This is a genomic window from Chromobacterium sp. (assembly GCF_041912965.1).
Lineage (GTDB): Bacteria > Pseudomonadota > Gammaproteobacteria > Burkholderiales > Chromobacteriaceae > Chromobacterium > Chromobacterium aquaticum.
The window spans coordinates 83,910-96,435 of the sequence record NZ_JAYSGF010000006.1; the positions used below are offsets into that span (position 1 = coordinate 83,910).

Sequence of the window (12,526 nt, forward strand, 5' to 3'; positions counted from 1 at the left end):
TTTCGCGGGATGTGGTCGTAAAAAAAGCCGACGGCGCAAGCGCCATCGGCTTCGATGCTAACAGGGTGGGGGCTCAGCACTCAACAATATTCACCGGCACTTCGATGACGTTGATGGCCAGGCCGCCACGCGCGGTTTCCTTGTACTTGGTGCTCATGTCCATGCCGGTGTCGCGCATGGTCTTGATCACCCGGTCCAGCGACACGAAGTGCTGGCCGTCGCCGCGCAGCGCCATGCGCGCCGCGTTGATGGCCTTGACCGAGGCCATGGCGTTGCGTTCGATGCAGGGCACTTGCACCAGGCCGCCCACCGGATCGCAGGTCAGGCCCAGATTGTGCTCCATGCCGATCTCGGCGGCGTTTTCAACTTGTTCCGGGGTGCCGCCCAGCACTTCGGCCAAGGCGCCGGCCGCCATCGAGCAGGCCGAGCCCACTTCGCCCTGGCAGCCCACTTCCGCGCCGGAGATGGAGGCGTTGAGCTTGAACAGCACGCCGATGGCGCCGGCGGTGAGCAGGAAGCGCACGATGCCGTCGTCGCTGGCGCCGGGCACGAAGCGGGCGTAATAGTGCATCACCGCCGGGATGATGCCGGCCGCGCCGTTGGTGGGCGCGGTGACCACGCGGCCGCCGCCGGCGTTTTCCTCGTTCACCGCCAAGGCGTACAGATTGACCCAGTCCATCACCGTCAGCGGGTCGCGCAGCGCCGCCTCGGGCGAGGCCAGCAGCTTGCGGTGCATGTCGGCGGCGCGGCGCTTCACCTTCATGCCGCCGGGCAGGATGCCTTCGCGCTCGCAGCCGCGCTTGACGCAGTCCTGCATCACTTGCCAGATCTTCAGCAGCTCGGAGCGCACTTGTTCTTCGCTGCGCCAGGCCAGTTCGTTCTCCAGCATGATCTGGCTGATGGATTTGCCGTGGCGCTGACACAAGGCCAGCAATTCCGCCGCGCTCTTGAACGGATGCTTGAGTTCGGTGACGCCCGGCGGCACGAAGCCGGCGTCGATGGCGGCCTCGTCAACCACGAAACCGCCGCCCACCGAGTAATAAGCACGCTTGGACAAGCTGGCGCCAGCGGCGTCGAAGGCTTCGAAAATCATGCCGTTGGGGTGGTAGGGCAGGGTTTTCTTCTTGTGCAGCACCAGGTGCTCGCCTTCGATGAAAGGCACGGTGTGCTTGCCCAGCAGCGCGATGGCCTTGTCGGCGCGGATGGCGGCCAGCATGCCGTCCACCGCATCGGTATCGACCAGGTCGGGCTGTTCGCCCTGCAAGCCCAGCAAGACCGCGACATCGGTGCCGTGGCCCTTGCCGGTGGCGCCCAGCGAGCCGAACATTTCGGCGCGCACGCTGGCGGTCTGCGTCAGCAAGCCGTCTTTTTCCAGCCGGGCGATGAATTGGCGCGCGGCGCGCATCGGTCCGACCGTGTGGGAGCTGGACGGGCCGATGCCAATCTTGAACAAATCAAAAACACTGATGGCCATAATGCTTCTCTTAAGGGGTGTGTCCCGGCGGGCGGGTTATTGTGAGAACGGCCTGGACCGTCCTTATTATTGGCGTTGTCATGGTTTCGCATGGCCTGAGCTAGAGGCCGGCCTGCGTGTTGCCATCTTGCGGCAGCCGGGCAATCTAGACAAGCCGGCGGCCGCTGTCAATTTAGAATTATAGAGTCAGGACTAAGTTGCGTCAGGGATTCGACGGGCGGAAGCTGTCTGGCATCCGGATGGCATGATTCGGAAGGACGGAAGGCCCTTTGGGCAAGGCGAAGAGGGGGGCGGACGTGAAAAAGCCCGGACGCACCGGGCTTGGGGTTTAGATCGCGGCGGCGGTGAAGCGGCGGCGCAGATGTTGTGGTTTTTCCAGTTCGTCGACGATGGCCACGGCCAGGTCTTCCACGCTGATGTCGGCCGGCTTGTCGCCGTTGAACAGCAATTGATCGCCGCCCAGCCGGTATTTGCCGCTGCGTTCGCCAGGGTGGAGGAAGGCCGGCGGCGAAACGAAGGTCCAGTCCAAGGTGTTTTCTTCGCGCAGGCGGCGCAACGCTTCGCGCACGCCCAGCGCGCCTTCCTTCCATTCCGCCGGGAATTCCGGGGTGTCCACCAGTTGCACGCCGGGCGCCACTTCCAGGCTGCCGGCGCCGCCGACTTCCAGGAAGCGCTTGACGCCGGCCTGCTTGACGCCGGCGACGATGGCGTCGTGGCCCTTGACCGCCAGCGCCTGGATGTCTGCCTTGTCCCAGCCGGGGTTGAAGGCGCTGACCACGGCGTCGTGGCCGGCGACGGCCGCGGCGATCTGGCCGGCCTGGTAGGCGTCGGCGGCCACGCCGCTCAGCTGCGGGTGTTGCGGCAGCTTGGACAGATTGGTGACGATGGCGCTGACTTGATGCTTGCGAGCCAGCAGTTCTTGCAGGATGGCCGAGCCGACAAAGCCGCTAGCGCCGATCAGAGCGATTTTCATGGGGATTCCTTTCCGCGATAAACATAATGAAGTTTGATGGCGTTCAGAATAGCAGCTTGATTATAGGGTGATAATCCAGCAAAAATAAGATTGATAGTTTAGTTGGACTTAACAAATGGACGCATTGAGACGGATGGCGGTTTTCGCCATGGTGGTGGACAAAGGCTCGATGAACGGCGCGGCGCGTGAACTGGGCATGACGCCGTCGGCGGTCAGTCAGCACATCAGCAAGCTGGAGCAGCAGCACGGCGTCAGTCTGCTGCACCGGACCACGCGCAAGCTGACGCTGACCGAGGCCGGCAGCCTGTTCTACCAGGGCTGCGCCGATATGTTGGCGGCGGCGCAATTGGCCGAACAGCGTCTGTTGGAACTGCGCGACGCGCCGGTAGGCGAGCTGCGCATCGCCGCGCCCACCGGCTTTGCCGGCGCGCTGTTGAGCGAGGCGCTGGCGCCGCTGCTGAGCGCGCATTCCGGCCTCAAGCTACGGCTGTTCTTCCACGATGAGATGATAGATCTGGTGGAGAACCGCATTGATCTGGCGCTGCGCGCTGGCGTGCTAAAGGATTCCAGCTTGGTGGCGCGCCACTTGGCGGACTGGCCGAACGTGCTGTGCGCGTCGCCGGCTTATCTGGCGCGCCAGCCTGGGATCACGCGACCGGAGCAGTTGCCCGGCCTGCAATGGGTGGCCTTGTCCGATCGCAAGCTGGGCAGCCTGGAGTTCGAGCATGTCGACGGCGGCCGTTTCGCGATGGAGCCGGACGCGCGCTTGATCAGCAATAATATCGTCGCCGCGCGTCAATTCGTGCTGGCCGGCATGGGGGTGTCGGTGCAGCCGGAGCCTGAGATCCGGCAGGAACTGGCCGATGGCCGCCTGCTGCGGCTGCTGCCGGAATGGCACTTGCCGCCGCTGGCGATCTACGCGGTGACGCCGCGTCGCGATATCCAGCCGGCGAAAGTGCGCTACGCGATCGAGGCCTTGCGCGCCAGCCTGGGCAAGTGATGAGCCTTCCGCTGTTCGAGCAAAGACGCAAGGGGGCTCAGAGCCTGTTTACGATCTCGCGAGCTAAGGCGAGACAAGGCGAAAACGGTTGAAGAAGCGGAATGTACAGGTGGTGCATGAGCACTGAGCTTGGTTTCAACGCCCATTTCTATCCATCCCGCCGGCGCGCAGCAGATCGGGGACAGGTTCTCAGAGTCTGTTCAAAGTCTCGCGAGCAAGAGCGAGACAAGGCGAAAACGGCTGAGAAAGCGGAATGTACACACGGTACATGAGCATTTCGAAGTCGTTTTCAACGCCGTATCGCCGAAGCACAGCAGACTATGAACAGGTTCTCAGAACGCGATGCTGAGCCCCAGGCCCATGGCCTGCGGGTCCGAACCGGCGCTGAGCGAGGCCTTGGGCGTGCCGAGGGCTTGGTCGTAGAGCGGGTTGACGGAAAAGTTGGCGCTGGCCTTGGCGTGGTTGCGGATCCGGGTGTAGTAGGCGAATGCCTGCGTGGTCTTGGACAGCCGGTAGCCGCCGCCCAGCAGCCATTGGCTGGCGCGGAAGTCCTTGCCGTCGGCGCCGGCGCCCAGTTGTTTCAAGGCGCCCAACTGGCCGTAGGACAGCTTGAGCTCGGCCGCGCCGAAGGGCTGGCTCAGCGCGATCAGCCAATCGTCCTGGCGCAGTCTCTCACCGCCAGGCGGGTCCAGCCGCCCCCATTCGTAATTGCCGCCTATCAAGGTGCCCGTGTCGAAGCGATAGCTGGCGGCAAGGCTGTGGTAGCTAAGGCTTTTGCCGGCAACGGCGCTTGGAGGGGTGTTGCCGGCCGGCGCGATCGCGGTATCGTAGCGGCGGTCCCAGGCCGCCGCCAGCGTCAGGCCGCGCCAGACGTAGCCTAGGCCCAGCGACAAGCGCTTGGCGTTGCCGCCGCCTTGGCGCGTTTCATCCATGGCCCAGGTGGCGCCGAGTTTGAAGCCGTTCCAATTGGGAGAGTAGTAATGGAGGGAGTTGTTGAGCCGGGCTTCGCCGCGGCTGTTGACCGCGCTCGGGCCGAACTGATTTGCCGTGGCGTTGGGCATCAAGGCGGTGCCCAGCGTCGGGTTGCCGCTGCCGGTGAACATCTTGTAAGCGGAATCGTGGTGGCCCAACAAGATGCGGCCGATGGCGGCATGCTCCAGTCCGATGAAACTGTTGCGGGTGGCGAACGCCGCGTTTTGACCGCGGTCGTCCACGCCGCCTTGCTCGAAGTGGCGCAGCCCGCTTTCCAACTGCCATAGCGCGCTATTGCCGTTGCCCAGGTCTTCGCGGCCTTTGAAACCCAGGCGCGACACATGGTCGACGACGCGGGTCCGGCTGGCGTAGCCGGGAGCTTGCCCGCCGCTGGCCTTGTTGGATTCGATGCCGCCGCTGATGAAACCGTAGAAAGTGGTGTCGGACTTCGCGTCCAGGGGCAGGATGGAGAGCGAGCCTATCAGCGTTGCCAAGCCTGTCTTCTGCATTTGATGCTCCTTTGAGGGCGGTCTGTGGCGGAAGGCGTCGGGGCAGGTCCGCCGCTGAGATGGGTTGGCGTAGGCGTGGCGGTCTGCGTCCGGGCCGGCTGACTCGCCAGATCGTGAACAGGCCCTTGCCGGATGGGAAGGGTGCGATGCGCGAATGCCCGCGTTGGCGGCTATCGACGCATGTCGATCAATGTAGGGAGCTTGGCTGCGGGATGACCAGCGATCGTGGTCTGGGCGAAGGCAGGAAGAACTGCGAGGATGTAAAAACGCCGCCGGCAGGGCCGGCGGCGTGATTGGAACGGCAGTCGTTCAGGATCAGAAAGCGATCTTGAAGCCTACGCCGAAGGCTTGCGGGTCATTGCCGGCGGACAGAGAAGCATTGCTGGCGCCCAGATTACTATCGTATACCGGGTTGTTGGCGAAGTTGGCCTTGGCCTTGGCGTTGTTGCTGATCTTGGTGTAGTAAGCCAGCAACTGGGTGGTTTTGGACAGATTGTAAGTGCCGCCCAGAATCCACTGCTTGGCCTTGAAGTCGTCGCCGTTGACGCCAGCGGAGGTATTCTTCAGCGTGCCCAGTTGACCGTAGGACAGCTTGACCGAAGCCGCGCCGAAGTCCTGACCCAGAGCGATCAGCCAGTCGTCTTGCTTAACTTGGCCGCCGCCTACCTGGTCGTAAGTGCCCCATTCGTAGTTGCCGCCGACGAAGGTGCCGGTGTCGAATTTGTAGCTGGCGGCAATGCTGTAGAAGGTGACGTTCTTGCCGGAGTTCAGCGACAGCACCGCGGGGCTATTGCTGCTGGAGGTGTTGTAGGAGTTGCTGTTGGGCGTAACCGCCATGTCGTACTGACGATCCCAGCCGGCGGCCAGGTTCAGGCCCTGCCAGGTGTAGCCCAGGCCCAAGGAGATGCGCTTGGAGTCATTGCCGGACACGCGGTTTTCATCCACGCCCCAGGACGCGCCCAGCTTGAAGCCGGCCCAGCTTGGGGAGAAGTAGTGCACCGAGTTGGCTAGACGCGCTTCGCCGCGGCTGTTGACCGAGCTGCTGCCGAAGTTGTCGGCGGTGGTGTTGACCATCAGGTCGGTGCCCAGCGCGCTGTTGCTGCTGCCGGCGAACATCTTGTAGGCGGAGTCGTGTTGGCCCAGCACTACGCGGCCGAAGTCGTTGTTGTCGATGCCGATGAAGGTGTTGCGAGTGGCGAAGGACGCGGTTTGGCCCTTGTCGTTGGTACCGCCCTGCTCGAAGTTGCGCAGGCTGTTTTCCACCTGCCAGATCGCCTTGGTGCCGCCGCCGATGTCTTCAAAACCCTTGAAGCCGATGCGGGAGTTGTGGTCGACGATGCGAGTGCGGCTGCTATATTCGGTGCCGCCAGCGCTGGCGCCGGAGGCTTTGGTCGATTCGATGCCGCCGCTCATGAAACCGTAGATGGTGACGTCAGCGTGGGCGACAACGGGCAAGGCGAACATCGCGGCAACCAGGGCTGCCAGATTTTTCTTCTGCATCATGAATACTCCAAGTCTGTTTTGCTTTAATTAATCCAGGTGCCGGCTTCGTGCAGCGCAAGGTTTGTTAACAAACCAGACTGCGGTGTCGCCACAACACTTGTCTTAGTTTAGCCACAAAATATGACGAGGATGTTGCCAATCTGTTGCTTAAAGATAAATCGGACAGGTGCGGTGTTGCAATTACGCCAAGAATTGATTCGGGTAGACCTCGTCCAGCAGGGTGCGGCAGTCGACGATGCGCAAGTCGTTGTCCTTGGCAAAGTCCATCAGGAAGCAAAACACTTGCGGGCTGATTTTTTCCAGCTTCTTGTCCACCGCGACGCAGCGCACGCCATCCAGCATCATCGGACGGACATGGGCGTGGTAGTGCAGTTTTTGGTCGTCGAAGGAGGCGAGGATGCCGGCCAGGCGTTCGGCCCAGTCGCTGGGACGGAAAGTGCGGCCTTCGGAAGTGACGCCCTGGATGACTATTTCGTATGGATTGCAGATCATGGCGGTGGACCGGAGTGTTTGCTTTTGGTTTAGCCTGTTTTTTATCGTCTGCTAAGCGATTTGCGCTTGGCGTTTTATATTCAGGTGTTTTGTTTGTTGCTGAATATTTAGTATTTTACCCGAAAATCAGATGCGCTTGAACGGCGGCAGCGAGGCGAGCAGCCGCTTGCCGTAGCTTTGCTTTTGCAGCCGGTTGTCCAGGATGGTGACGCGGCCGTAGTCGCGTTCGGTGCGGATCAGTCGGCCGACGGCCTGCACTAGCTTGATCGAGGCTTCGGGCACGGTCAGTTCGATGAAGGGATTGCCGCCGCGTTTCTCTATCCAGCGCGACAGGGTTTTGCCCACCGGATCGTCCGGCATCGCGAACGGCAGTTTGGCAATAATCACGTGCACACAGCTTTCGCCGGGCAGGTCCAGGCCTTCGGAGAAGGAGTCCAGGCCGAAGATCACGCTGGGCTCGCCCTGTTTCAGCCGTTGATGGTGCTGTTCTATCAGCAGGCTCTTGGGGATTTCGCCCTGGATCAGCAGCCGCTCGCGCAGCGTGGACGGCAGGCCGGCGGCGACGTCCTGCATCTGTTTGCGCGAGGAAAACAGCACCAGGGTGCCGACCGCTTCTTTCACATCGATCAGCTTGGGCAGCCATTCCACGATTTCGCGGGTATGGCCGCCGGCGTCCTTGGGGCTGGCCAGCATAGGCGGCAGATACAGCTCGCCCTGCTCGTCGAAATTGAAAGGGGAGTCCAACGCCACGCAGCTGACTTCCGGCATCCACTTCAGGCCGGTCTGCGACAGCAGCAGCTCGAATTCGCCCAGCGAGCGCAGCGTGGCCGAGGTCAGGATGGCGCCGGCGGCGCGGCGCCACAGCGTGGCGGCCAGGCTGGCGGCGGCGCTGACCGGCGAGGCGGAGAACAGGTAATCGCCCTTGCCCTCGGCGCGGCGGGTGATCCATTTGGCGATGGGCGGGCTGGCGGGCTCGGTTTCTTTTTCAAACAACTCCCACACCGCCAGCAGTTGCTCGGCGCGCGCGGTCAGAAAACCCAGATCGGAGGCGGTCTTGTCGACTTGCGCCGCTTCGCCGCCCTTGTCCTTGCGCGCCTCGCCCAGCGCGTCGCTCAGCAGGCTCAGCTGTTTGAACAGCGAGCGCGCCGAGGTGGCCATATTGGCGGTGGGGCCCTGGAAGCGTTCCGGCAGCACGCCGTCCTCTATCAGCCAGGTGGGCTCCAGATTGTCGCTGGAAGCGGCCAGCGCGTCTTCGCCCTCCAGCAGCCACAGCCATTCGGTCAGCGTTTCGGAGCAGGCGCTGGCGGCTTCTATCGCCTGGCTGACGATTTCCACCTTGTCGGTCAGCGCTTCCACGCGGATGGCGGTGGCGGCCACTTTATCCAGCCAGGACATGGCCTGGACCAGCGAATGCTCGGCGGAAAACTGGTTGACCGCCTTTTTGGCCAGGTGGTGCGCCTCGTCGATACAGTAGTAACTTTCTTCCGGCGCCGGCAGGATCACGCCGCCGCCCATGGATACGTCGGCCAGCATCAGGTCATGGTTGGCCACCACCACGTCCACGTTTTCCAGCACGTCGCGCGCCAGGTAGAACGGGCATTCCGGCCGGTTGGGGCAGGCGGCTTTCAAACAGCCGTGGCGGTCGTTGGTGACGCGCGACCAGAGGCCGTCGTCGATCACGCTGTCCCAGGTATCGCGGTCGCCGTTCCATTTGCGGTAGTAGAAGGCGTCGGCCAACTGGCGCAGGGTCTCGATCTCACCGGCTTCCGGCTTGCGGTCCCATAGCGCCAGCGTCGGATCCAGGTCCAGCAGCTGGCCCTGGGCGGTTTCGGCGGTCAGCGCGAAGATGCGTTGCGGACACAGATAGCGGCCGCGGCCCTTGGCCAGCGCGAAGGTCAGCGGCAGGCCGCTGTTCTCGACGACGAAGGGCAGGTCGCGGTTGACCAGTTGCTCCTGCAGCGCGATGGTGGCGCTGGTGACCACCAGCTTCTTGGCGCGCGACTTGGCCATCAAGCCGCCGGCCAGCAGATAGGCCAGGCTTTTGCCGACGCCGGTGGGGCCTTCGATCACGGCGATGCTTTCGCCGCACCGTTCCGGCCAGTCGTCGCCTTCCTTGTCTTTGCTGCGCGACAGCGCATTGGCGATTTCCGCCAGCATGCGGCGTTGCGCGGCGCGCGGGCGAAAGCCAGGCAGATTGTCGGCTATGGTCCGGTAATGGTCGCGGATCGCGTCTTTTTCAGCATCGGTCAACATGGCGGCGATTGTACCGCATGGGGGCAGGATTGTCTGGCCGCGCCGAACATGGGGAAACCCTGATGTGCGACTGCAAAATGACGGCGAGGCGCCGATGTGGATAGGATAGGCAAATATAAAAACAAGCGAAATTGCGCGAGCGAATCAGACAGACAAAACCATCGATAACAGCGCAAAGCAATATCAACAGGAGAAACCCGATCATGACACCCGTTAGCCGAGTGCTGGTGGTCAGCGACGACGCCAAATGGCAGGCCGATGTGCTGGCCGGACTGGGCGCCGCCGCTGTGCGGCTGGAAAACCCCTATGGCCTGACTTTCGTCGGCGTCGCGCGCAGTCAGGACGCGCTGGATCTGATCGCCCGCGATGGCGATGTCCAGGTGGTGCTGGTGGACAAGCAGTTGCAGGAGAAGGGCGTCAGTCAGGCGGCGGCGCAGCTGGCCAACCGCATCAGCGCCTTCCGTCCGGAAATTTCGCTGTACGTGCTGTTGTTCGACGATGACGAGCGCGCGCTGGTGGAAGACCTGGCCAGCCACGCGGTGGACGGTTATTTCTATCGCGACGAGCTGGATTTCCACGGCTGGTTCCGCATTCTGTCGGCGGAACTGGCGGAAAAGTCCGCGACGCCGTTCTACGACAAGCTCAAGCAATATGTGCGCATGGCCAAGGATTCCTGGCACACGCCCGGCCATTCCGGCGGGGACTCCTTGAAGGGCAGCCCCTGGGTCGGCGATTTTCACGACTTCGTCGGCGAGAGCATGCTGCGCGCCGACCTGTCGGTGTCGGTGCCGATGCTGGACTCGCTGCTGCATCCCACCGGGGTGATAGAGGAGGCGCAGATGCTGGCGGCCAAGGCCTTCGGCGCCAAGCGCACCTACTTCGCCACCAATGGCACTTCCACTTCCAACAAGGTGATTTTCCAGACCCTATTGGCGCCCGGCGACAAGCTGCTGCTGGATCGCAACTGTCACAAATCGGTGCATCACGGCGTGATCCTGTCCGGCGCGCTGCCGGTGTATCTGGATTCCTCGATCAACAAGCAGTTCGGCATTTTCGGGCCGGTGCCCAAGGAAACCATCTTCGCCGCGATCGCCGCCAATCCCGACGCGCGGGTGCTGATCCTGACTTCCTGCACCTATGATGGCCTGCGCTACGATCTGAATCCCATCATCGAAGCCGCGCACGAGCAGGGCATCAAGGTCATCGTCGACGAGGCCTGGTACGGCTTCGCCCGTTTCCACCCGGCGTTCCGGCCGACGGCGCTGGAATCCGGCGCCGACTATGTGACCCAGAGCACGCACAAGGTGCTGTCGGCGTTCTCGCAGGCCAGCATGATTCATGTCAACGACCCCGGTTTCGACGCCCACTTGTTCCGCGAGAACTTCAATATGCACGCGTCGACCAGCCCGCAGTACAACCTGATCGCCAGCCTGGACGTGGCGCGCAAGCAGGCGGTGATGGAGGGCTACCGGCTGTTGGACCGCACGCTGAAGCTGGCGCAGGAGCTGCGCGACAAGATCAATTCCACCGGCGCTTTCCGGGTGCTGGGGCTGGCGGACCTGCTGCCGGACGAGGTGCGCGAGGACGGCATCCAGCTGGACCCGACCAAGCTGACCGTGGACATCACCCAGTCCGGCTTCACCGCCGACGAGCTGCAGCAGGCGCTGTTCGAGCGTTACAACGTCCAGGTGGAGAAGTCCACTTTCAGCACCATCACCCTGCTGCTGACCCTGGGCACCACTCGCAGCAAGGTGTCGCGGCTGTATGACGCGATGCTGCGGCTGGCCAAGGAAAAGCGCCCGCCGCGTCCGCTGGGGCGGATGCCGGAAATCCCGCGCTTTTCCCGGCTGGCCAGTCTGCCGCGCGACGCTTTTTACGAGGCCGGCGAGCGGCTGCCGCTGCTGGACGACGACGGCCGCCCCAATGCGGCGCTGGTCGGACGCGTCTGCTGCGACCAGATCGTGCCGTATCCGCCCGGCATTCCGGTGCTGGTGCCCGGCCAGGTGATAGACGACACCATCCTCGCTTATTTGGCGCGACTGCAAAAAACCCAGAAATCCATAGAAATGCACGGTTTGGCCGAGGATGGCGGCGAGTTTTTGCTGCGGGTGCTCAAAGAAGGGGAGCTGGCGCAACTGCCTGGACGCGCCTTGTTCAAATGAATGCTTGTCAGACAGGCTGATTTCCGATAAATATAACTCTTGTCGCAATTATGTAAATCATGCGCTTTGCGTAGGCATGCTTGCGACGCCTGTGAATGACTTGAGACCTGCGTGTAGTAATGTGCCATCGCGCATGAAGGACACCGAAACGGTGTCGAACGCGCGGTGGCCTTTTTTTTGAAATGGAGCACCATGACGTCCCCTAGGCATTACCTGCAATTCAGCGACCTGACCCACGAGGAATATCGCCACCTCTTCGAGCGCAGCAAGGTCCTGAAGCGACGACGTAGCGACGGCCAGTTGTACCAGCCGCTCGTCGGCAAGGTGATGTCCATGGTGTTCGAGAAGAATTCCACCCGCACCCGCGTCTCTTTCGAGGCGGGCATGGCGCAACTGGGCGGCCACGCGATGTTCCTGGACACGCAAAGCTCGCAGATGGGCCGCGGCGAGCCCATCGAGGACACCGCGCGCGTGCTGTCCCGGATGAGCGACATCATCATGATCCGCACCTATGAGCAGGCGTTGGTGCAGCGGCTGGCCGCGCATTCCAAGGTGCCGGTGATCAACGGCCTGACCAATGAATACCACCCGTGCCAGATCCTGGCGGACATCTTCACCTTTATCGAGCAGCGCGGCTCGATCAAGGGCAAGACCGTGGCCTGGATAGGCGATGGCAACAATGTCTGCCGCACCTGGCTGCAGGCGGCCAAAATCCTGGGCTTCAAGCTCAAGGTGGCGACGCCGGTGGGTTTCGAACTGAAGGCCTTGGACGGCCAGCATTACGGCCCCGAGCACTTCGAGCCCAGCCACAGCGCCAGCCACGCGGCGGCCGGCGCGGACCTGGTGACCACCGACGTGTTCACCAGCATGGGTTTCGAGGCGGAGAAGGAAGCGCGGCTGGAAGCCTTCCGCGACTACCAGGTGACGCCGGAGCTGATGAAGCTGGCCAAGCCGGACGCCTTGTTCATGCACTGTTTGCCGGCGCACCGGGGCGAGGAAGTGGCCGCCGCGGTGATAGACGGGCCGCAGAGCGTGGTCTGGGACGAGGCGGAAAACCGCATGCACGTGCAGAAGGCGCTGATCGAGTTCCTGCTGCTGGGCCAGCGTTACGACTGAACTGAACGACGCGGGCGAGCGTCCGCCGTTTACGCGATTCGGCAAGGCCGCGCCAGCGCGGGCCGGATCCGG

At 62.9% G+C, this 12,526-nt stretch carries 8 protein-coding genes and 1 pseudogene; 3 read left to right on the plus strand and 6 right to left on the minus strand.

Annotation, left to right across the window (positions count from 1 at the left end; all coding sequences use genetic code 11):
- Positions 1–73: 73 nt before the first annotated feature.
- Positions 74–1,474: an L-serine ammonia-lyase gene (locus ACE3QM_RS04890; protein WP_374420644.1), complete on the minus strand. Its 1,401-nt coding sequence runs from the start codon at positions 1,472–1,474 to the stop codon at positions 74–76.
- Between the two features lie 328 nt (positions 1,475–1,802).
- The gene (locus tag ACE3QM_RS04895; RefSeq protein ID WP_374420646.1) at positions 1,803–2,447 is read right to left on the minus strand and encodes an NAD(P)-dependent oxidoreductase; all 645 of its coding nucleotides are present in this window, start codon (positions 2,445–2,447) and stop codon (positions 1,803–1,805) included.
- A 115-nt stretch (positions 2,448–2,562) separates the two neighbouring features.
- Between ACE3QM_RS04895 and ACE3QM_RS04900 the strand changes: the two genes are divergently transcribed.
- Complete coding sequence (locus ACE3QM_RS04900; RefSeq protein ID WP_048410813.1) at positions 2,563–3,447, plus strand: LysR family transcriptional regulator; 885 nt, start codon at positions 2,563–2,565, stop codon at positions 3,445–3,447.
- Between the two features lie 332 nt (positions 3,448–3,779).
- Here the strand turns inward: ACE3QM_RS04900 and ACE3QM_RS04905 are convergent, their stop codons facing one another.
- The 4 genes and pseudogenes from ACE3QM_RS04905 to dinG form a co-directional block, all read right to left on the minus strand.
- Positions 3,780–4,928: a porin gene (locus ACE3QM_RS04905; RefSeq protein ID WP_374420649.1), complete on the minus strand. Its 1,149-nt coding sequence runs from the start codon at positions 4,926–4,928 to the stop codon at positions 3,780–3,782.
- Between the two features lie 315 nt (positions 4,929–5,243).
- Entirely contained in the window at positions 5,244–6,431 is a 1,188-nt protein-coding gene (locus ACE3QM_RS04910; protein ID WP_231461255.1) for a porin, read from the minus strand.
- A gap of 207 nt (positions 6,432–6,638) precedes the next feature.
- Positions 6,639–6,923, minus strand: a pseudogene (locus tag ACE3QM_RS04915) (DUF3579 domain-containing protein); the annotation flags it as partial.
- A gap of 126 nt (positions 6,924–7,049) precedes the next feature.
- A complete protein-coding gene (gene dinG / locus ACE3QM_RS04920) occupies positions 7,050–9,176 on the minus strand; it encodes an ATP-dependent DNA helicase DinG (protein ID WP_374420653.1) in 2,127 nt (708 codons plus the stop codon).
- 203 nt (positions 9,177–9,379) lie between these two features.
- Here dinG and ACE3QM_RS04925 point away from each other — a divergent pair, with 203 nt between their 5' ends.
- Positions 9,380–11,338 (plus strand): aminotransferase class I/II-fold pyridoxal phosphate-dependent enzyme, encoded by a 1,959-nt coding sequence (locus ACE3QM_RS04925; RefSeq protein WP_231461257.1) that lies wholly within the window; start codon positions 9,380–9,382, stop codon positions 11,336–11,338.
- A gap of 192 nt (positions 11,339–11,530) precedes the next feature.
- Entirely contained in the window at positions 11,531–12,454 is a 924-nt protein-coding gene (argF, locus tag ACE3QM_RS04930) for an ornithine carbamoyltransferase (RefSeq protein WP_048410808.1), read from the plus strand.
- The last annotated feature ends 72 nt before the right edge of the window (positions 12,455–12,526 follow it).

What these genes read in the sequence shown, in the direction of transcription:
- ACE3QM_RS04890 (WP_374420644.1), bottom strand. Translation starts at nt 1,474, where the DNA reads ATGGCCATCAGTGTTTTTGATTTGTTCAAGATTGGCATCGGCCCGTCC.
- ACE3QM_RS04900 (WP_048410813.1), top strand. Translation starts at nt 2,563, where the DNA reads ATGGACGCATTGAGACGGATGGCGGTTTTCGCCATGGTGGTGGACAAA.
- ACE3QM_RS04905 (WP_374420649.1), bottom strand. Translation starts at nt 4,928, where the DNA reads ATGCAGAAGACAGGCTTGGCAACGCTGATAGGCTCGCTCTCCATCCTG.
- ACE3QM_RS04910 (WP_231461255.1), bottom strand. Translation starts at nt 6,431, where the DNA reads ATGATGCAGAAGAAAAATCTGGCAGCCCTGGTTGCCGCGATGTTCGCC.
- dinG (WP_374420653.1), bottom strand. Translation starts at nt 9,176, where the DNA reads ATGTTGACCGATGCTGAAAAAGACGCGATCCGCGACCATTACCGGACC.
- argF (WP_048410808.1), top strand. Translation starts at nt 11,531, where the DNA reads ATGACGTCCCCTAGGCATTACCTGCAATTCAGCGACCTGACCCACGAG.
- ACE3QM_RS04925 (WP_231461257.1), top strand. Translation starts at nt 9,380, where the DNA reads ATGACACCCGTTAGCCGAGTGCTGGTGGTCAGCGACGACGCCAAATGG.
- ACE3QM_RS04895 (WP_374420646.1), bottom strand. Translation starts at nt 2,447, where the DNA reads ATGAAAATCGCTCTGATCGGCGCTAGCGGCTTTGTCGGCTCGGCCATC.